Origin of the sequence: Nonomuraea sp. NPDC049655 (assembly GCF_044465465.1) — a bacterium.
Classification (GTDB): domain Bacteria; phylum Actinomycetota; class Actinomycetes; order Streptosporangiales; family Streptosporangiaceae; genus Nonomuraea.
In genome coordinates this window covers 71,404-90,260 of the sequence record NZ_JBITLS010000019.1, presented here as the reverse complement: position 1 = coordinate 90,260, position 18,857 = coordinate 71,404, and the positions used below count along the sequence as shown (strand labels likewise).

Genomic DNA, 18,857 nt, shown 5'->3' with positions numbered 1-18,857 from the left:
TACACCCAGCAGCATCGTGGCGCGGGGAAATGCCAAAGAGGGGTTAACGTCCGGAAAGTTCGTCCACGGCGGTGCGCACGTCGTCGCTGGTGATCGTCGTGAGGTCGGCGGCGCTGGCCGACCCGCCGCCCGACGCGTGGGCGGCCAGGCGCACGTCGCGGCGCATCGCGGCCCGTTCGAACAACGAGCGGGCGAAGCGGCCGTTGCCCAGGCCGTCGATCAGGCGTTCCTCGCACACCCAGGCGAACACCTCGTCGAGGTCGCGCAGGGCCTGCTCGTCGAAGCTGTCGCCGGCCTTGCCGGCCAGCAGCACCGCGATCTGCGACAGCTCGCGCGGCGAGTAGCTGGGGAAGGCCACGCGCTGGTTGAACCGGCTGGCCAGGCCCGGGTTGGTGGCCAGGAAGGAGTCCATCTCGCGCGAGTAGCCGGCCAGCACGATGACCAGCCGGTCGCGGTCGTCCTCGGCCCGTTTGAGCAGCGTCTGGACGGCCTCGGAGCCGAAGGCGTCGCCCCCCGCGTAGCCGGGGTTGACCAGGCTGTAGGCCTCGTCGATGAACAGCACGCCGCCGAGCGCCCGGTCGACCAGCTCGTTGGTCTTGATCGCGGTCGCGCCGAGGTGCTGGCCGACCAGGTCGGCCCGATGCGCCTCGACGACGTCGGGTCTGGCCAGCAGGCCGAGCGCGGCGAAGACGCGGCCGAGCACCCGCGCGACGGTGGTCTTGCCGGTGCCGGGCGGCCCGGCGAAGACGAAGTGCCGCATCTGGGGCGGCGTGGGCAGCCCGCGCTCCTGCCGCATGCGGGCCACCTGGAGCTGGGCGGCGATGGCGTGCACCTGCCGCTTGACCGGCTCAAGACCGGCCATCGCGTCGAGGTCGGCCAGCGCCTCCTCCAGCGTGGGCGTGGCCACGTAGCCGCGGAAGCGGGCGGTCAGCTCCTCGAACGCCTTCGTCACGTCCGGCGTGGTGGTGGTCACCAGGTCGTGGGTGGTCGGGGTGCCGCCGGCGCCCACCACGCGCACGTCTCTGGCCTGCGCGGCGGCCTCGACCAGGCTGCGCACGAAGCGGGCGTTGCCCAGCTCGTCGACCAGGCCGCGCCGCTGGACGTCCTCGTAGAGGCCGAGCAGGGCGCGCCTGGCGTCGGGGGCCATCGTGTCGCCCCTGCGCCGCTGGAGCACCTCGGTGATCTCGGCCAGCTCGGGGGCGGAGTAGCTGGGGAAGCGCACCCGGGTGGCGAACCTGCTGGCCAGGCCCGGGTTGCTGGACAGGAACGAGGCCATCTCCTGCTCGTAGCCGGCCAGGATGATGATCAGGCGCTCGCGGTCGTCCTCGGCCCGTTTGAGCAGGGTCTGGACGGCCTCGGCGCCGAACCTGTCGGGCTGGCCGTCGGAGGAGTTGACCAGGCTGTAGGCCTCGTCGACGAACAGCACGCCGCCGAGCGCCCGGTCGACCAGCTCGTTCGTCTTGATCGCGGTCGCGCCCAGGAACTCGCCCACCAGGTCGGCCCGCTGCGCCTCGACCACGTAGGGGGTCTCCAGCAGGCCGAACGCGTAGAAGATCTTGGCCAGCGCGCGCGCCACGCTGGTCTTGCCGGTGCCCGGCGGGCCGACGAAGACGAAGTGCCTGGTCGGGCGTTCGGCGGTGTAGCCGGCCTCGGCCCGCAGCCGGGTGGCCTCGATGGAGGCGGCGATCGAGCGGACCTGCTCCTTGACCGGCGCCAGCCCGATCATGCCCTCCAGCTCGGCCAGCGCCTCCTCGACGGAGATCTGCGGCGGCGCGCCCGCCTTGTCGGCCTGCGGCTCGGGCCGGCCCTCGCGGGCGCGCACGCGCACCTGCTGCTCCTCGGCGGACAGCTCGGCCTTGGCCCGGCGCGCCTGGAGGAACCGGTGGACCAGCACGACGACGGCCGCCAGGCAGGCGCCCCAGAGCGCGACGGCGGCCGACAGGAAGGACAGCCCGAAGGCCAGCACCCCGGCGGGCACGAGCGCGGCCAGCGTGGTCACCCACGGCGTGACCCAGCGAATGAGGTGGGCGGCGGCGGCCACGGGCAGGGCCAGCGCGACCATCGCGTGCAGCGCCATGGAGCCCGGGGGGAAGCGCCAGGAGAACAGCGGCAGCGCCAGCACCACCCAGCCGGCCACGACCAGCGCGGTCGCGGCGGCCCGCGGGAAGCGCATGGTCAGCGCCACGAAGGCGAGCGCCATCAGGACGAGGGGGAACGTCTTCAGCAGATCCCAGCCGAGCGCCGCGCCCACGCCCATGACGACGATGAGCAGGACTGCGTAGAGCACCCGGCGCACGGCGGGGGGAATCTGGAAATAACGCAGTCTCACCTGCTCGAACAGATCCCGCGCCGCGGCCCGCCCCGCGGCCTGGGCCCTGTCGGACTCACGCATCACGCCTCCCCGGTCCGCCCCCGGTTATACCGCACCCGACCGACGATTGGGCGGGCCTGACACGCTAGGTGGAGGTCACGAAAAGGGCGATCCGCCGTCCGAGTTCGGTGCCGGCGTCCTCCTGGAGGAAGTGGCCGGCGCCGGCGATCACCGGATGGGACAGCCCGGCCGTGCCCGCGACGGCCTTGAGCATGATGGGCGCCATGCCGCCGGTGATGGGGTCGCCGTCGGAGAAGGCCACCAGGAACGGGCGGTCGAGCGTAGTGAGGATCTGCCAGGCAGCGCGGTTGGCGGGCGCGGCGGGGTCGTCGGGCGTGATCGGCACGAGCCCGGGCAGGGCACGCGGGCCCGCTTTGTACGACTCGTCCGGGAACGGCGCGTCGTAGGCCGCCCGCACCTCGTCGCTGAGGCGCGTCCGGCAGCCCGCCTGGACCAGCCGGGCGATGTCCAGCGTGGGGGCACCGGCGACGGTGTCCCTGAAGCGGTGCCAGACGTCGGGCATGGGAATGTCACCCGAGGGCAACCCCGTGTTGGCGGCCACGATCCTGGCCACGCGCTCGGGGTGCTCGGCGGCGATCCGCAGCCCGATCAGGCCGCCCCAGTCCTGGCCGACGACGGTGACGCGGTCCAGGGCCAGCGCGTCGAACAGCAGCGCGCGGGTCCACTCGACGTGCCTGGCGTAGGTGTGGTCGGCGGGGTCCACGGGTTTGTCCGAGCGGCCGAAGCCGATCAGGTCGGGGGCGATCGCGCGCAGCCCGGCCGCGGCCAGCTCGCGCATGACGTGGCGGTAGAGGAAGGACCAGCTCGGCTCGCCGTGCAGCAGGACGACCGGCTCGCCGTCCGCGGGGCCGGCCTCGACGTAGGCCATGCGCGGGCCGTCCGGCAGGTCGGCGTGGCGGGGCTCGTAGGGGAAGTCGGGCAGGTTCGCGAAACGCTCTTCGGGGGTGCGCAGGGTCCGCATAGAACAAAACTCTATTCACCGTCGCTGGTGCCTGCCGGGGAACTCGCCGACGAGCACCTGCTTGGGGGTGACGCGCAGCACGTCCGGACCGGCCAGGGCGATGCCGCGCACCTCCACCCAGAACCGCCGCTGCAACGGGTCGGCCGCGAACACCGCGACGCGCGGGTCGGCCGCCACGCCCTCCCACGCCTCGGGCCCGGCGATCAGCCGCAGCTCGCCGGAGGAGGTGACGGACCCGGCCGCGCCCACGACCCGGGGGCCCGCGGGGTCGCCGTAGGACAGGACGAGGCTCCTGGCGTAGGAGAACGCCTGGCGCGCCTCCGGGGTCAGGGCCACCGAGGGCGCGCCGCCCATGGGCAGGTCGCACATGACGAGCGAGGCCCGCCACGGCCCCGGCGCGCCGCGCCACCACGCGCGCAGGGCGCGGGCCGCGAACACCGTCATCGCCGCGCCGAGCGCGCCCACCCCCGCCCGCCAGCCCCAGGCCGACCCCAGCGCGCCGCCGGCGGCGCAGCCGAGGGCGGCGAGCGCCACCAGACCGCCCGCGGCCAGCAGCCAGCCGTCGCCCCCGCGGCGGGCCCGCAGCCAGGCCCGCACCATCGGGAACGGCACCGCCACCGCCGCCACCGCGGCCCGCGGCTCGACCGCCAGCGCCCCGCCGACCAGCGGCACCAGCACCGACCAGGTCCTGATGAGCACGATCCACAACGTCACGCCGGCGTTCCTGGCCGCCGTGCGCTCGCCCGTGACGCGGGCCAACTCGGCCAGCGCGGGCATCGGCCGCCCCCGCCACGAATCCGCCAGCACCCGGACGACCGTCAGCGCCGGCCACATCAGCACCACGATCCCGGCCAGCCCCGCCCAGACCGGATCCCGCCAGGACGGCGCCGCGTGCGCCGCGCCCAGCAGCAGCCACCCCGCGAACGCCGGCACCGACAACCCGGCCGACACCACGGCCGCGCCCAGCCAGGGATCACGCCCCGCCATGGCCGGCACGTACGCCCAGACCCCCACCCGTCGCGCCTGCCGGACCGTCAGCGGCACCAGCGCGGCCAGCGCGGCGAACCCGCACCAACGGGCCCACCCCGCGGAGTCGAGGGTCAGCGCGGCCGCCGTGACGGCGATCGTGGCCAGGGCGAGCAGCAGCCGGGCCTGGCGCGCCCACACCTCCAGCGCCCGCCTGGCCCGTCCCGTCTGGCGCGGATCGACCGGCCAGGCGGGATCGTGGTGCGGGCGCGGACGGTCCCAGCGCAGCAGGCACAGCGCCAGGTTCACGCGGGCCTGCGGATGGGCCGGAGCCGTGGCGAGCGCGGCGCGGTAGGCCCGCCCGGCCCGCGGATGGTCGCCGCGCAGCAGCGCCAGGTCGCCGAGCAGGACCTCGGGGTCGGCCTCCTCGGGGGCGAACCGCGCGGCCAGCACGGCGTCGGCGACCGCCGCGGGCCAGCGGCCGGGGATCCGGCGGGAGATCGCGGCCAGGCGCAGGCGGGCCGACCAGGAGCCGGGCGCGAGGTCCACCGCGCGTTCTGCCGGGGGGAGGGCGTCGGCGTCGCGGCCCTGGCGCTCGTGGGCCAGGCTGATGAGGCGGCAGGCCCATTCGTCGCCGGGGTCGAGGTCGGCCGCCCGGCGCGCGGCCTCCAGCGCCGATTCGGGACGGCCCGCGTTCAGCCTGGTCAGGGCCTCGGTGCACCACTCGCGTGAGGACTTATCGGAAATATCATCTTTACCGGCACTTCCAGCGTTCCCCACGGCTCCCATGATCGGGTGGCGGATGGAGGTTGGGTAGATCCGGACATATGGCTGTATCTCACTAGAGAGGTGGGGGGCCTCGCGGATCGGCCCATACCGCTATGCCGAGCGCCTGGCATGGCCTAAGCTGCCACGCAAGCCGGAGTGGAGAGCCGCGGCAGGAGAGGGCGCGAGACCGCCCCCCGTGAGTTCCCCCGCTTTCGACCGTTCTGCACGTGCAGGCCCTGGTGACCGGATCGGCCTGCAAGGAGGCCCATGACCGTCACCCAGGCCGCACCCCTCGTACGGCGTGCCGATCGCCCGCGACGGGACAACCGCTGGGCCGTCCTCGTGCTGCTCTGCCTGAGCCTGCTGCTGATCACGGTCGACGCCACCGTCCTGCACATCGCGGTGCCCGCGCTCACGGCCGCGCTCGAACCGTCCTCCGTCGAGCTGTTGTGGATCATCGACAGCTACTCGCTCGTCGTCGCGCCGCTGCTCATCGTGTTCGGCACGCTCGGCGACCGTTACGGCCGCAAGCGGCTGGTCCTGGGCGGTTTCGTGCTGTTCGGCGTGGCCTCGGCGGGAGCGGCGTTCGCACCCACGCCGCTGACCCTGATCCTGGCCAGGGCGCTGCTCGGCGTCGGCGGCGCGATGATCATGCCGGCCACGCTCTCGCTGATCCGCCAGGTGTTCACCGACCGGCGCGAGCGGGCCGTCGCGCTCGGCGTCTGGAGCGCGGTCGCCGCGGCCGGGGCGGCGGTGGGCCCGCTGATCGGCGGCGTGCTGGTCGGCCTCTGGTGGGGCGCGGTCTTCCTGATCAACGTGCCGATCCTGCTGGTGCTGCTGCCCCTGGCCGTCCGGCTGCTGCCGGAGTCGCCGCTGCGCAGGGAACGTCCTTGGGACGCGACGAGCGCCGTGTTGTCGGTGCTCGGCCTGCTCGCCCTGGCCTTCGGGCTGAAGGAGGCCGGGTCGGGGACCCTGCTGCCGTTCTGGGCCTCGGTGCTGGTCTTCCTCGGCGGCGCGGGGCTGCTGGTCGCGTTCGTCCGCCGCCAGTCCCGTCTGCCGGCGCCGCTGCTGGAGCTGGCCCTGTTCCGGCGGCGGGAGTTCACCACCGGCGTGGCCGGCGTGCTGCTGGGCGTGTTCGCGCTGGTCGGGCTCCAGCTCATGCTGGCCCAGTACCTGCAGCTCGTGCTGGGCGACAGCCCGGTGCGCGCGGCGGTCAGGATGTTGCCGCTGGTGCTGTCGGCCGTCACCGGCGGGCTCGCGGCGGCCCACATCCTGCCCAGGATCGGCATGCGCGCCACGATGAGCGGCGGGCTCGGGCTCGTCGCGCTGGCCCTGACGCCCACGCTGGGCTGGGGCGTCGAGGGCCATCCGGTGATGCTGGCGGTCTGCTTCGTGGGCATCGGGTTCGGCGTCCAGGTGGCGCTGCTGGCCGCCTCCGACACGATCATGTCCTCGGTGCCCGAGTCCCGGGCCGGCGGGGCGGCGGCCATCGAGGAGACCGCGTACGAGCTGGGCGCGGGCCTCGGCGTCGCCGTGCTGGGCACGATCACCACGCTCGCCTACGCGCCCGCCCTGCCCGCCGTGCCCGGCGTGTCCGCGGGCGGCATGGACCAGGCCAGGCAGTCGCTGGCCGGCGCCGCCCACGTCGCCCGCGAGATCGGCGGCAGCACCGGCGACGCGCTGCTCGACGCCGCACGCTGGGCCTTCGTCAACGCCCTGCACACGACCGTGGTCGTCAGCGTCGTCCTGCTCGGCCTGACCGCCGTCGCGGTGGCCATGCTGCTCAGCCGTGATTGAGGTGTGCCGTGCCCCGGACAGGGCAGACAAATATCGTGAAACAGGCCCTGCGTGATGTCGCCGCCTTAGTCGCCCGCGTCGGCGTGGGCGGCATCTTCTTCGCCAACGGCTGGACCAAGCTGGAGGACGGGCTCACCGCCACCGGCGCGAAGTTCCTCCAGCAGGGCGCGCCCGCGCCGGGCGCGTGGGCCACGGTCACCATGCTCACCGAGCTGATCGGCGGGGCGCTGCTGATCGCCGGGCTGGGGGTCGCCGTCACCGGGCTGATCCTGTTCGCCGAGGCGCTGGGCGTCTTCCTGGTGGCTCCGCCGCTCAACCCCATCAGCATGAACGAGCTGATCCTGCTCGGGGCGGCCGCCATCCTGCTCGCCGTCGTGGGCGCCGGACGGCTGTCGGTCGACCACATGGTGGTGATCCGCAGGCGGGAGACGGAGGCGGCCAACGAGTTCGCCGCCGACGCCGAGGCCGACCGGGTCATCGCCTCCCTGCGCGACGCCGACGCGCCCGCCCACCAGTCGAAGCCGGCCGAGGACGCCGCCCCGCCCGCCCGCCGGTCGAGACCGGCCGAGGACGCCGTCCCGCCTGCCCGCCGGTCGAGACCGGCCGAGGACGCCGTCTCCGAGGGGGCCGGTCAGCAGGCCGGGGACGCGCCCTCGCCCATGACGGACACCATGCCGCACCCCCGGCCCCGCACGCGGCCCGCCGGCCCGCCGGCCACCGAGGAGCCCGCGCCGGCCCCCGTGCCCGGCGACACGCTGGTGGCGGGCCGCAAGAAGCCCGCGCCCCGCGGACGCCGTCCCTCAGCGGACGGCTGAGCGCGCGGGCACGCGCAGCGCGCCCTGGGTGAGCGCGATGGCCAGCAGGATGACCAGCGCGCCCACCGGCTGGTTCCAGGTGATCGTCTCGTCGAGCAGCAGCACGCCGGAGGCCACCGCGAACACCGGCAGCAGGTACGTCACCGTCGAGGTCGTCGTCACGCCCGCCAGGGCCTGGACCCGGTACAGCAGCAGGTAGGCCACGCCCGTGCCGAGGCCGCCGAGGCCCAGCAGGCTCCACCAGACCTCGGCGGGCGCCGCGGTGTCCACCAGCGGCACGCCCGCCACCAGCGTGATCACCGCGAGCTGGACCGCGCCGGTCAGGAGCTGCCCCGCGGCCAGCACCACCGGCGGCTCGGACCGCCGCCCGGTGATGAAACGCCCCATGTACGCCCCGCCGACCCCGTAGCACAGCGCCGCCCCGAAGCAGGCCAGGCTGCCGCCGAGCTGCCCGCCCGCCATGGGCTGCCACACCCCGAGCACCACCATGACGCCGGCGAACCCGAGACCGAGCCCGGCCGCCCGCGCGGCGGTCGCCCGCTCGGCGCGCAGCACCAGCGTGAAGGCCAGGGTGCACAGCGGCGTGGTGGCGTTCCAGATCGCGGCGACGACGGAGGAGACGTACTGCTCGCCGTAGGCGAACAGGGTGAAGGGCAGTGTGGTGAGCACGACGGAGGCGATCTGGAAGTGCCCCCACAGCCGCGGGTCGCGGGGGAGCGGCCGCCTGGTCACCGCGAGCGCGACCAGCAGGGTGACCGCGCCGACCGCCATGCGGCCGAACGACACCTGCAGCGGGTGCAGCGCGCCGACGGCGATCTTGATGAAGAAGAAACTGTTGCCCCAGATGGCGGCCAGCAGCAGGAACGCGGGCAGCCACCTCCCCGTGGCCTCGCTGCGCACGTACGCCTCCTGTAGATGAACCATCGAGGAGCGTAGCGGTCACGACCGACAATTGGGAGAAGTCACATGTCGGCGGTGAGCCGGGCCACCACCCGCATCTTGTTCATCGCGTCCAGCGCCGCCACCTTGTACGACTCCGCCAGCGTCGGATAGTTGAACACCGCGTTGACCAGGTAGTCGACGGTCCCGCCGCAGCCCATCACGGTCTGGCCGATGTGCACCAGCTCGGTGGCCCCCGTGCCGAACACGTGCACGCCGAGCAGCCGCCGGTCCTCCGAGGAGACCAGCAGCTTGAGCATCCCGTACGAGTCGCCGATGATCTGCCCCCTGGCCAGCTCCCGGTAGCGCGAGATGCCCACCTCGAACGGGATCCGGTCGCGGGTCAGCTCGTCCTCCGACCTCCCGACGAAGCTGATCTCGGGGATCGTGTAGATGCCGATGGGCGGCAACTCCCGCACCTCCGCCACGGGTTCGCCGCAGGCGTGCTGGGCGGCCACCCGGCCCTGCTCCATCGAGGTGGCGGCCAGCGCCGGGAAGCCGATCACGTCGCCGACCGCGTAGATGTGCGGCACGGCCGTGGCGTAGTGCTCGTCCACCCGGATCCGGCCGCGGTCGTCGGCGGCCAGACCGGCGGCCCCCAGGTTCAGCTCGGCCGTCCTGCCCTGGCGTCCGGCCGAGTACATGACGCAGTCGGCGGGGATGCGCTTGCCGCTCTCCAGCAGGGTCAGCGCGCCGCGCGGGCGGCGTTCGACGGCGGCGACGTGCTCGCCGAAGCGGAAGGTCACCGCCAGGTCGCGCAGATGGTACTTGAGCGCCTCGACGATCTCCAGGTCGCAGAACTCCAGCATGCGCTCGCGCCGTTCGACCACGGTCACCTTGGTGCCGAGGGCGGCGAACATGGAGGCGTACTCGATGCCGATGACCCCGGCGCCGACCACGACCATGGTCTCGGGCACCCGGTCCAGGTGCAGGATCGCGTCGGAGTCGATGACCGTGCGCTCGTCGAACTGCACGCTGTCCGGGCGGGCGGGGGAGGTGCCGGTGGCGATCACGATCCGGTCGGCGGTGACCTTGCGCTCCTCGTCGCCGCTGATCCCGATGGTGTGCGGGTCGAGGAAACGTCCGGTGCCGGGCAGGACCGTGACGTGGTTGCGGCCGAGCTGGCTGCGGATCACCTGGATCTCGCGGCCGATCACGTGCTGGGTGCGCATCCCGAGGTCGGCGACCGTGATCTCGTCCTTGACGCGGTAGCTGGCGCCGTACAGCTCCCGCTGGTTGAGGCCGGTGAGGTAGAGGACCGCCTCGCGCAGCGTCTTGGACGGGATCGTGCCCGTGTTGATGCAGACGCCGCCGATCATGTTCCGTTTCTCGACCATGGCGACGCGCCGGCCCAGCTTCGCCGCCGCGATGGCGGCCTTCTGCCCGCCGGGACCGGAGCCGAGCACCAGCACGTCGTAGTCCGCCACATCGCCCAGTGTGAGCGCGCGGGGTTACCGGCGGAAGACCCGTCGGCCAGACTGCGCGTATGCAACGTGCATTCCGTCAGGTCGACGTGTTCACCTCCGTCCCTTATCGCGGCAATCCGCTCGCGGTCGTGCTCGACGGCCAAGGGCTGGACACCGAGGAGATGCGGCGCTTCGCCGCCTGGACGAACCTGTCCGAGACGACGTTCGTGCTGCCCCCGACCGTGCCCGGGGCCGACTACCGGGTCCGGATCTTCACCGGGGGCGGCGAGCTGCCCTTCGCCGGGCATCCCACGCTCGGCACCTGCCACGCCTGGCTGGAGAGCGGCGGCCGGCCGCGGGACACGGCGGAGATCGTCCAGGAGTGCGACGCCGGGCTGATCCGGGTGCGCAGGACCGCGGACGGGCTCGCCTTCGCCGCGCCCGAGCTGCTGCGGTCCGGGCCGGTCGAGGAGGAGCTCGCCGAGCGGCTGGCCGAGACCCTGCGCATCGGACGCGAGCGCATGCTGGCCGTCGAATGGGCCGACAACGGGCCCGGCTGGGTGGTCGTGCTGCTCGCCGCCGCCGAGGAGGTGCTGGAGCTGCGGCCGGGCGCGATCGAGCACATGGTCGGCGTGGCGGGGCCCTGCCCGGAGGGCTCGCCGTACGCCTACGAGGTGCGCGTCTTCGCCCCCGACGTCGAGGATCCGGTGACCGGCAGCCTGCACGCGTCCCTGGCGCAGTTCCTGCTGCGCACGGGGCGGGCGAAGGCGCCGTACACGGCGGGGCAGGGGACCGTGCTCGGCCGCGCCGGGCGCGTGCGGATCACCGCCGACGATCGTGACGTGTGGGTCGGCGGGTCGGTCGTCACCTGCGTCAGCGGCCAGGTCGCGTTGTGAAGCGCACCTCGTCGCCGGGCCGCAGCTGCGCCGCGACCGGCAGGTCGGCCTGCCGCACCACCGCGATCACCGGGTAGCCGCCCGTGGGCGGGTGGTCGGCGAGGAACACGATCGGCTGCCCGCTCGGCGGCACCTGCACCGCGCCGGTGACCATGCCCTCGCTCGGCAGCTCGCCCTGCCTGGCCCGCGTCAGCCCGGGGCCGCGCAGCCGCACCCCGACGCGGTTGCTGTCCTGGCTCACCTCGTACGGCCCCCCGCACAGCGCCTCCAGCGCCCCAGGGGCGAACCAGTCGTCCCGCGGCCCGGCGAGCACCCGCAGCACGGCGGGCGCGGGCCCCGGCGGCGGCGCCAGGTCCACCGAGATCTCCCCGGCGGCGGATCCGCCCACCGGCAGCAGCGTCCCGGCCCGCAACGGCTCGGGGCCGAGCCCCGACAGCGAGTCGGTGGACCGGCTGCCCAGCACCGGCTCGACCGCGATGCCTCCCCGCACCGCCACGTACGTGCGCAGCCCCCACTTCGGCGCCCCCAGCCGCAGCTCGCCCCCCGGCGGCACCCAGAACGGCGCCCCCATCCGCGCCTCCGCCGGCGCGCCGGTCAGCGCCGCCCACGCGCCCTCGTGGAAGCGCAGCCGCGCCAGCCCGAACGTCGCCTCGACGCCCGCCGCGTCCTCGCGGTTGCCCACCAGCCGGTTGGCCAGCCGCAGGCTCGCCGCGTCGGCCGCCCCCGAGCGCGGGACGCCCAGATGGGCAAGGCCCGGCCGCCCCAGATCCTGGACGGTCGCGTAAGGGCCGGGCGCGATCACCTCGATCATGCGCGCTCGAACCGCACGCGCATCCCCGGCCGGAACAACGACGGCGGCTCGGCCGTCACGTCCCACACCCGCGTCTCCGTGCGCCCCAGCAGCCGCCACCCGCCGGGCGAGGCCGTCGGGTAGACCGCCGAGTACGGCCCCGCGACCGCCACCGAGCCGGCCGGCACCGACGTGCGCGGCGTGTCCAGCCGGGGCAGCTCCAGCACGGGGTCGAGCCCGGTCAGATAGGCGAACCCCGGGGCGAACCCCAGCCACCCGACCACCAGCTCGCGCCCGGTGTGCCGGGCGACCACCTCCTCGGCCGAGATCCCGGCCAGCGCCGCGACGGAATCGAGATCGGCCCCGTCATAGACGACGGGAATCGTCACCACCGGTCCGGCCGGTGCGTCCGCCCCGGCCGCCGCCTCGCGCGCCGATCCCGTCAAGGCCGTCAGCCTGGCCCGCAACCGCTCCCGGTCGGCGCCCGGCGCCACCACCAGCACGGTCTCCGGCCCCGGCACGACCTCCACGACCCCTTCGGGCCGCTCGGCCCGCAGCGCCGCGTCGAGCCGGTGGGAGGCCGCCAGCGACCCGGTCTCGACGAGCAGCGCGTGCTCTCCCGCCGGACGGATCACGCGAACGCCTGCAGGACCACTCCGGCCGCCAGCAGGTCGTTGCGCACGGCACGGGCCAGCCCGACGGCGTCAGGGGTGTCTCCGTGGACGCACAGCGACCGGGCGGAGACGGACACCTGACTGCCGTCGACGGCCGTCACAGAGCCCTCCAGGGCCATCCGGCGGGCCCGCGCGGTCACCGCCGCCGCGTCGTGGATCACCGCCCCCGCCTCGCGCCGCGGCACCAGCGCCCCCGCCGCCGTGTACGCCCGGTCGGCGAACGCCTCGCTCACCGTCGGGACGCCCGCCGCCGCGGCCACCTCGTGCACGACCGAGACCGGCAGCGTCAGCACCGGCAGCGACGGGTCGTAGTCGGCGACCGCGTCGATCACCGCCGCCGCCTGCACCTCGTCGCGGCAGACCCGGTTGTACAGGGCGCCGTGCGGCTTGACGTAGGAGACCCGGCCGCCCATCGCCCTGGCGATGCCGTCGACGGCCGCGAGCTGGTAGAGCACCTCGGCGCACAGCTCCTCGGGCTCGACCTCCATCTCCCTGCGGCCGAAGTGGGCCAGGTCGCGGTAGGACACCTGGGCGCCGATCGACACGCCGCGGTCGACGGCCGCGGCGCACGTGCGCCTGATCGTCACCGGGTCGCCCGCGTGGAAGCCGCAGGCGACGTTGGCGCTGGTGACGATGTCGAGCAGCGCGAGGTCGTCGCCGAGCCGCCAGATGCCGAAGCCCTCACCGAGGTCGGCGTTGAGGTCGATCACCATCCCACCATCATGGCGCAGCGCTACCTCGGCGCGACGAACAACGTCTGAGTCGCCGCGCCGACTTCGCCGCGCTCGTCGTACAGGGTGGTGCGGGTCAGGCCGCGGCCGGAGGGGCCGATCGCGGTGGCCGCGTCCATGCAGGTCCACTCGCCCACCGGGGTGCGGAACAGCGAGATCGTCAGGTCGACGTTGACGAAGACGTGGGTGGCGAAGTCGACGGCCGGGCTCACGCCGTTGCCGCTGTCGGCGAACGCGGCCAGCCGCTCGAACGGGGTGATCTCCTCGCCCTCCACCAGCGGCACGGTCAGCCTGCCCCACACCGTGGCCGGGCCGGGCAGCATCGGGCCGCCGCGGGCGAACCGCCAGTCGAACGCCCTGCCGTAGCCGAAGCCCGACACCAGGTAGGACGCCGCGTGCTCGGGCGAGGGCGGCGGCACGGGCGCGGGCGGCCCGGCGGCCGGCGTGGCGGGCGTGTCGGCCTCGCGGATGCGCCACGCGGTGGCCCTGGCGTACTCGCGCCCGCCGGACAGCACGGCCGCCGACAGGCACTGCACCCGCTTGCCGTCGCGGACGACGTCGGTGACGACCTCCAGCTCGGCCACGGGCACCGGGGCGAAGACGTCGACCGCCAGCCTGGACAGCGCCAGGCCGGGCAGCGGCGCGGTGCGGTCGAGCTCGTGCACCATCAGGGCGGTCACCGGGCCCATGTGCTGGGAGCCCGGGTCCCACGGCCCCTGGGTGTGCTCGGAGGCGAGGTAGCGGCCCATGGCCAGCCGGCGGTACATCGACATGGGACGGACTCTAGATCTCGTCGGGGATGTCGGCGATGTCGTCGAGGGCGGCGGCCAGCTCGTCGGGGTCGCCGCCGATGCGCTCGGCGATCTCGATCAGCACGTGGAGCACGTCGTGGCGGTCGTGGCCGAGGTCGAGCAGGCGCTGGGCGGCCTCCCACAGCTGGGGCGGGTCGCCGTCCCACAGCCGGGTCGCGATCTCCTCGTGCCAGGCCAGGTGCTCCTGGTCGATGACGCCGCCGTGGTCGATCTCCAGTAACGTGCGCCGGTCGGCCTCGTCGGCCGGGTTGAGCCGGTCGAGGTCGATGCCGTTGTGCACGCCCTGCAGGTAGGGGAACGCGAACACCCGCCTGGCCAGCGCCGACAGGTCGCCGTCGGGCAGCAGCCGCTCCAGCAGCGGCCGGTCGAGCCCGAACGACGTCGGGTCGCGGTAGGCCTCGGGGAACTTGCCCGTGGCCTCCCACACCGCGTCGAGAGTGGCCTTGAGCCCCTGCTCGGGCAGGCCGGTGCGGCGCGCGGCGAAGCGCACCCACGCCGACAGCACGTGCGGCATCGCCTCCTGCTCGGCCGAGCTCAGCATCACCTTGCGCGGCAGCCAGTCGAGCAGGAACGTCTCGCACTTGGTCGGGCTGACCCGCAGCGGCCGGTTGAAGTCGCGCTCGCAGCCGTAGTCGATGATGTGGTCGGCGCAGCGCGAGGCCGCCGACGGGTCGGACAGGTGCTCGGCCGCGTCGGAGGCCAGGAACTCGGCGGCCAGCATGGCCCGCCGCTCGCGGCTGTAGGGCGCCTCGATGTGCAGCGGCGCCGGACGTTTGCGGCCCGGCGGCAGCGCCTTGAGCCGGGCGCGGGCGAAGGCGTGGTAGGCGCTGTAGCTCTCGCTCACCGGCGGCGGCGTCTTGGGCTCCCTGGTGGCCTTCATGGCCGAGTCCAGGAGCGCCCTGGCCTGCTCGGGCTGGATCTCCTCGAACAGCAGCATCGGGTTGCCCGCCGCCTCGGCCCTGGCCTGCTCCAGCAGCTTGTCGACGTGCGAGGACACCCACGCGTCGCGGGCCATGCCGTTCATGTTGTGGTCGACGACCACCACCAGCGCGTGCCGGTCGCTCGGCACCGATGCCTCGTTCCATCGGTAGGCGAACGTGCAGATCACCGTGTCCTGGTCGCCGTAGGCGTCGCGGGAGACGTAGCAGCCGGTGGGCTTGACCGCGCCGACCTTGTCGGCCCAGCCCGGCCTGGCCACGCCCGACTCCATCATCGCCAGCGCCGCGCCCTCGGCCTTGGCGCCCTGGCGGGCGGTGCCCAGGTAGGCCAGGCACACCAGCAGCGTCAGGGAGGCCGGGGTGCCGGCCTTGGCCGCGTAGTCGACCAGGCCCTCCCCGAGGACCTGCTCCACGTCACCGCCCCTGACCCGCCTGCCCCACCAGGCCCCGATCATGTCTGAGACCATCAGCTCCGCGTCGAGCGGGCTGCGCACCGCGAGCAGCTCGCGGGCCGCCTGCACCATCTCCTGGAACACGTCGTCGGGCGGGCTGCTCTCCCGGGGATCTCGTCGGTGTCGGCGCACGCCCTCACTCTCTCGTATTCCAGGCGCAAACGGTGAAGAGAACTCGGCCTGGTGACCCCGATGTTATCGGTGGAGCCGCGATCAGCGGGGACTTCGGGGCGGCGGGGCGGAGTTCACGATGGCGAGCAGATGCTCGCGCGCGATGCGCTCCACGACCTCCGGTGTGGGCGGGACGCCGAGATGCTCGGCGCACGCGCACACGTCGGCCACGCACCGGTCGATCGTGTCCACGGGTACGGTCAGGAACTCTTCGGCCAGCCGGAGACTGACCGGCTCCCTGAGGAAGCGTGTGGCCAGAGCGAGCATAGATGTGAGATTCCTCTGGAGACCCGGGAGCAAACCCCCAGGAACGTATGCAGGGTGACTTGCGCTCCCATTTCATCTTTTCTCGGCCTTGTGTCAAGGCTCTGAGGCGCCTGTGTTCGCTTCTCGTGCAAAGCTGTTTCCATGCGCATCCAGCTCGCCCAGCGGGACGAGGCAGACGAGCTCCTCGGCCGCAGCCCGCTCGCCCTGCTCGTCGGCATGCTGCTCGACCAGCAGATTCCCATGGAATGGGCGTTCACTGGGCCGTACACCATCTCGGAGCGCCTGGGGCACGACCTGACCGCCGAGGAGATCGCCGCCTGCGACCCCGAGGCGTTCGCCGCGCTCCTGGCGCAGAAGCCGGCCGTGCACCGATACCCCAAGTCGATGGCCGCCCGCGTCCAGCAGCTCGCGGCCTACCTCGTCGAACACTACGACGGGCGGCCCGAGCTCATCTGGAGCGACGCGGCCGACGGGAAAGACTTGTTGAAACGACTGCAGGCCCTTCCGGGATACGGCAAGCAGAAGGCCCAGATCTTTTTGGCATTGCTGGGCAAGCAGCTGGGGGTCCAGCCGTCAGGCTGGCGTGAGGCAGCCGGACTCTACGGCGAGGAGGGGTCATACCGTTCGGTCGCCGACGTGGTCGACACCGACAGCCTGGGCCGGGTGCGCGCCGCCAAGCAGGAGGCCAAGCGCGCGGCCAAGGGCGAGTAACCTGATCTTGCTGCGCAATGTGGAGCGACTTTGACAGGATGCGTTGACCCTTATGGCGACCGGGCGGCGGCGGGGGCTTCCGTCGGCGCATGCCCATCGCCGATGATGTACTGCAGAATCCGGTCGCCCGGAGCTGCGCTACGCCGATACACAGTTATGGAGATGTGCCGCGTGGGAGACCCTGGCACGCGACGGAGGTGCCGACCATGAGCGCCGAGACCTCCGTTCCCCGTCCCCGGGAGTCGGATGTGGACATCTCAGACTCCGCCCTGTTCAAGGGCATGCTGTCGGAGGCCGAGTTCGCCTTCGCGTTCTTCGACGGCGATGGCCGCGTCCAGCGGGTCAACGACGTGTTCAGCGACGTCGTCAGCGTGCCCGCCGAGCGCCTGGTGGGCCGCCTGCCGGTCGAGGTGCTGGCGGCCGACCTGAGCCAGATCATCACCCACGCCGTCCAGGCCGTCATCGAGAGCGACGCGCCGGTCACCGAGGGCCGCGTGCGCGTGCGGTCCGCCGAGGGCGACACCCGCCACTGGTCGCTGTCGTTCTCGCCGGTCCACGACGAGGCGGGCGAGCTGCGCGCCATCGCGCTCGTGGGCCTCGACGTGACCGAGAGCCGGCAGACCGAGGAGGCGCTGCGCCGCAGCGAGGAGCGTTACCGCTCGCTGGTGGAGGCGCAGTCCCAGCTCGTCTGGATCACCTCGCCCACGGGCGCCGTCGTCGAGGACGCGCCCCAGTGGCGCGCCATCACCGGCCAGGGGCTGGAGGAGTACCTCGCCAACGGCTGGCTGGAGGTGGTCCACCCCGAGGAGCGCCAGCAGACCGAGGAGGCCTGGCGCGAGGCGCTGCGCGGCCGCACGATGTTCGAGTGGAACTACCGGGTCCGCACCCGGGCCAGCGGCTACCGCCACTTCGAGGTGCGCGCGGTGCCGATCATCAGGCACGGCAGGGTCGTGGAGTGGGTCGGCGCCAACACCGACGTCACCCCGCAGCGCGAGGCCGAGGAGATGCGCGGCAGGCTGACCGACCAGCTCGGCGCCGCCGCCCTGCGCACCGCCCGGCTCCAGGGCGCCACGGCCCAGCTCGCCGAGGCCCTGACGGTCGAGCAGGTCGTCCAGGTCATCATCGACGTCGGCCGCACCGCCCTGGCCGCCGACCGCTCGGCCGTGGCGCTGCTCGACACCGACCGCGCCGCGCTCAAGCTGGTCAACGGCGAGGGCATCCCCGAGGTCCAGGGCTCGGGCGACGAGATCCCGCTGTCCCACTCCAACGTGATGACGATGGCCGTCAACAGCCGCCGTCCGGTCTTCGCCGAGTCGCCCGAGTCGCTGAAGGCGCAGCTGCTGGAGGCCGGCGACGACGAGGAGGCGCTGGCCGGGTTCATCAGCCAGGGCGACGAGCGCGCCTGGGTCGGCCTGCCGCTGCTGGCCGCCGGCCGGGCGCTCGGCGCGCTGCGCTTCTCGTTCACGCGCCCGCAGAAGATCTCCCAGGAGGACGGCGTCTTCCTGGAGGCGCTGGCCGGACAGTGCGCCCTGGCCGTCGAGCGGGCCACGCTCTTCGAGCGCGAGCACCGCACCGCCGAGACGCTCCAGCGCAGCCTGCTGCCCGACCGCCTGCCCGTGGTCAAGGGCCTGGTGCTGGCCCAGCGCTTCCGTTCGGGCAGCCGCCACGTCCAGGTCGGCGGCGACTGGTACGACGCGTTCGTCCTGCAGGACGGGCGTGTCGCGGCGGTCGTCGGCGACGTCATGGGCAAGGGCGTCAAGGCCGCGGCGGGCATGGGCCGCATCCGCAACGCGATGCGGGCGCTCGCGCTCACCAACCCGCCGCCCGCCGCCGTGCTCACGGGCCTCGACCGGGTCTTCGAGGCCACGGAAGAGGAGGAGCAGGTCACCACCCTGGCCTACATGGTCGTCGAGCCGGTCACCGGCGAGGGCACGCTGGCCATGGCGGGCCACCCGCCGCCCGTCCTGGTCTCGCCCCAGGGCACGGCGATCCTGTGCGACGCCGAGCCCGGCACGCCGCTGGGCTGGCCGACCAGCCGCCGGCAGTTCCGGTTCGTGGTGCCGCCGGGACACACCGCGGTGCTCTACTCAGACGGTCTCGTGGAGAACAGGAAGCGAGGGCTTGACGCCGGTCTCGCAGAGATTTGCAGTGTTGTGACCGAAGCGCCGCCTGAGGTGGTCAGCAGTCCGCACATGTTGCTGGACTTCCTGGTTGACCGGATGTTGTCTGGATATGAACAGGATGATGACGTTACCGCGCTCGCAATTCACGTCCCGCCGGCCACGAAGAGTGACTGAATGAAACAGTCATAACGGTTGCTTTCGGGTATCAGTGCCCCGCTTACGTACGCACTACTGTCTTGGTCGGCCTA

General features: G+C 73.4%; 16 protein-coding genes. 5 read left to right on the top strand and 11 right to left on the bottom strand.

Translation table 11 applies throughout. The features are described 5' to 3' along the window. Nucleotides 1-43: 43 nt before the first annotated feature. From ACIBQ6_RS45110 to ACIBQ6_RS45100, 3 genes are all read right to left on the bottom strand, one after another. A complete protein-coding gene (locus tag ACIBQ6_RS45110) occupies nt 44-2,392 on the bottom strand; it encodes an AAA family ATPase (RefSeq protein ID WP_358284226.1) in 2,349 nt (782 codons plus the stop codon). A gap of 64 nt (nt 2,393-2,456) precedes the next feature. Continuing rightward, complete coding sequence (locus tag ACIBQ6_RS45105) at nt 2,457-3,353, bottom strand: haloalkane dehalogenase (RefSeq protein WP_397218924.1); 897 nt, start codon at nt 3,351-3,353, stop codon at nt 2,457-2,459. 15 nt (nt 3,354-3,368) lie between these two features. Beyond that, nucleotides 3,369-5,108 carry a hypothetical protein gene (locus tag ACIBQ6_RS45100; protein ID WP_397218922.1) on the bottom strand — a complete coding sequence of 580 codons (1,740 nt, stop codon included), beginning with the start codon at nt 5,106-5,108 and terminating at the stop codon, nt 3,369-3,371. A gap of 246 nt (nt 5,109-5,354) precedes the next feature. On the opposite strand from ACIBQ6_RS45100, the gene ACIBQ6_RS45095 reads away from it, so the two are divergent. Both ACIBQ6_RS45095 and ACIBQ6_RS45090 read left to right on the top strand, forming a co-directional pair. Beyond that, the gene (locus ACIBQ6_RS45095; protein ID WP_358284233.1) at nt 5,355-6,884 is read left to right on the top strand and encodes an MFS transporter; all 1,530 of its coding nucleotides are present in this window, start codon (nt 5,355-5,357) and stop codon (nt 6,882-6,884) included. Nucleotides 6,885-6,919: 35 nt separating this feature from the next. Next, entirely contained in the window at nt 6,920-7,699 is a 780-nt protein-coding gene (locus tag ACIBQ6_RS45090; RefSeq protein WP_397218921.1) for a DoxX family membrane protein, read from the top strand. Here ACIBQ6_RS45090 and ACIBQ6_RS45085 read toward each other — a convergent pair. Further along, nucleotides 7,685-8,623, bottom strand: a complete 939-nt coding sequence (locus ACIBQ6_RS45085) for a DMT family transporter (protein ID WP_358284237.1) — start codon at nt 8,621-8,623, stop codon at nt 7,685-7,687. The two genes, ACIBQ6_RS45090 and ACIBQ6_RS45085, sit on opposite strands and share 15 nt — an antisense overlap. 38 nt (nt 8,624-8,661) lie before the next feature. After that, entirely contained in the window at nt 8,662-10,065 is a 1,404-nt protein-coding gene (gene sthA / locus ACIBQ6_RS45080; protein WP_397218920.1) for a Si-specific NAD(P)(+) transhydrogenase, read from the bottom strand. A gap of 59 nt (nt 10,066-10,124) precedes the next feature. On the opposite strand from sthA, the gene ACIBQ6_RS45075 reads away from it, so the two are divergent. Beyond that, the gene (locus ACIBQ6_RS45075; RefSeq protein ID WP_397218919.1) at nt 10,125-10,940 is read left to right on the top strand and encodes a PhzF family phenazine biosynthesis protein; all 816 of its coding nucleotides are present in this window, start codon (nt 10,125-10,127) and stop codon (nt 10,938-10,940) included. On the opposite strand, the gene ACIBQ6_RS45070 is transcribed toward ACIBQ6_RS45075, so the two are convergent. From ACIBQ6_RS45070 to ACIBQ6_RS45045, 6 genes are all read right to left on the bottom strand, one after another. Then, nucleotides 10,918-11,751 (bottom strand): biotin-dependent carboxyltransferase family protein, encoded by an 834-nt coding sequence (locus ACIBQ6_RS45070; RefSeq protein ID WP_397218918.1) that lies wholly within the window; start codon nt 11,749-11,751, stop codon nt 10,918-10,920. The genes ACIBQ6_RS45075 and ACIBQ6_RS45070 overlap by 23 nt on opposite strands. After that, nucleotides 11,748-12,365: an allophanate hydrolase subunit 1 gene (locus ACIBQ6_RS45065; RefSeq protein WP_397218917.1), complete on the bottom strand. Its 618-nt coding sequence runs from the start codon at nt 12,363-12,365 to the stop codon at nt 11,748-11,750. Before ACIBQ6_RS45065 ends, ACIBQ6_RS45070 begins: the two co-directional genes overlap by 4 nt. Then, the gene (locus ACIBQ6_RS45060) at nt 12,362-13,117 is read right to left on the bottom strand and encodes a LamB/YcsF family protein (protein ID WP_397218916.1); all 756 of its coding nucleotides are present in this window, start codon (nt 13,115-13,117) and stop codon (nt 12,362-12,364) included. The genes ACIBQ6_RS45065 and ACIBQ6_RS45060 overlap by 4 nt, the downstream gene beginning before the upstream one ends. A 20-nt stretch (nt 13,118-13,137) precedes the next feature. Next, nucleotides 13,138-13,908 (bottom strand): thioesterase family protein, encoded by a 771-nt coding sequence (locus ACIBQ6_RS45055; RefSeq protein ID WP_397218915.1) that lies wholly within the window; start codon nt 13,906-13,908, stop codon nt 13,138-13,140. Between the two features lie 10 nt (nt 13,909-13,918). Beyond that, the gene (locus tag ACIBQ6_RS45050) at nt 13,919-15,409 is read right to left on the bottom strand and encodes a hypothetical protein (protein WP_358285933.1); all 1,491 of its coding nucleotides are present in this window, start codon (nt 15,407-15,409) and stop codon (nt 13,919-13,921) included. Nucleotides 15,410-15,550: 141 nt separating this feature from the next. Then, nucleotides 15,551-15,775: a hypothetical protein gene (locus ACIBQ6_RS45045; RefSeq protein ID WP_125639785.1), complete on the bottom strand. Its 225-nt coding sequence runs from the start codon at nt 15,773-15,775 to the stop codon at nt 15,551-15,553. 141 nt (nt 15,776-15,916) lie between these two features. On the opposite strand from ACIBQ6_RS45045, the gene ACIBQ6_RS45040 reads away from it, so the two are divergent. Both ACIBQ6_RS45040 and ACIBQ6_RS45035 read left to right on the top strand, forming a co-directional pair. Beyond that, nucleotides 15,917-16,486, top strand: coding sequence for an HhH-GPD-type base excision DNA repair protein (locus ACIBQ6_RS45040; protein WP_352329753.1), 570 nt, complete (start codon nt 15,917-15,919; stop codon nt 16,484-16,486). 206 nt (nt 16,487-16,692) lie between these two features. Then, nucleotides 16,693-18,783 carry a SpoIIE family protein phosphatase gene (locus tag ACIBQ6_RS45035; protein ID WP_352329755.1) on the top strand — a complete coding sequence of 697 codons (2,091 nt, stop codon included), beginning with the start codon at nt 16,693-16,695 and terminating at the stop codon, nt 18,781-18,783. Nucleotides 18,784-18,857: the final 74 nt, after the last annotated feature.

Excerpts from the sequence above, each read along its gene's own strand:
- ACIBQ6_RS45110 (WP_358284226.1), bottom strand. The coding sequence starts at position 2,392 with ATGCGTGAGTCCGACAGGGCCCAGGCCGCGGGGCGGGCCGCGGCGCGG.
- ACIBQ6_RS45105 (WP_397218924.1), bottom strand. The coding sequence starts at position 3,353 with ATGCGGACCCTGCGCACCCCCGAAGAGCGTTTCGCGAACCTGCCCGAC.
- ACIBQ6_RS45100 (WP_397218922.1), bottom strand. The coding sequence starts at position 5,108 with ATGGGAGCCGTGGGGAACGCTGGAAGTGCCGGTAAAGATGATATTTCC.
- ACIBQ6_RS45095 (WP_358284233.1), top strand. The coding sequence starts at position 5,355 with ATGACCGTCACCCAGGCCGCACCCCTCGTACGGCGTGCCGATCGCCCG.
- ACIBQ6_RS45085 (WP_358284237.1), bottom strand. The coding sequence starts at position 8,623 with ATGGTTCATCTACAGGAGGCGTACGTGCGCAGCGAGGCCACGGGGAGG.
- ACIBQ6_RS45075 (WP_397218919.1), top strand. The coding sequence starts at position 10,125 with ATGCAACGTGCATTCCGTCAGGTCGACGTGTTCACCTCCGTCCCTTAT.
- ACIBQ6_RS45070 (WP_397218918.1), bottom strand. The coding sequence starts at position 11,751 with ATGATCGAGGTGATCGCGCCCGGCCCTTACGCGACCGTCCAGGATCTG.
- ACIBQ6_RS45060 (WP_397218916.1), bottom strand. The coding sequence starts at position 13,117 with ATGGTGATCGACCTCAACGCCGACCTCGGTGAGGGCTTCGGCATCTGG.
- ACIBQ6_RS45055 (WP_397218915.1), bottom strand. The coding sequence starts at position 13,908 with ATGTCGATGTACCGCCGGCTGGCCATGGGCCGCTACCTCGCCTCCGAG.
- ACIBQ6_RS45050 (WP_358285933.1), bottom strand. The coding sequence starts at position 15,409 with ATGGTGCAGGCGGCCCGCGAGCTGCTCGCGGTGCGCAGCCCGCTCGAC.
- ACIBQ6_RS45045 (WP_125639785.1), bottom strand. The coding sequence starts at position 15,775 with ATGCTCGCTCTGGCCACACGCTTCCTCAGGGAGCCGGTCAGTCTCCGG.
- ACIBQ6_RS45040 (WP_352329753.1), top strand. The coding sequence starts at position 15,917 with ATGCGCATCCAGCTCGCCCAGCGGGACGAGGCAGACGAGCTCCTCGGC.
- ACIBQ6_RS45035 (WP_352329755.1), top strand. The coding sequence starts at position 16,693 with ATGAGCGCCGAGACCTCCGTTCCCCGTCCCCGGGAGTCGGATGTGGAC.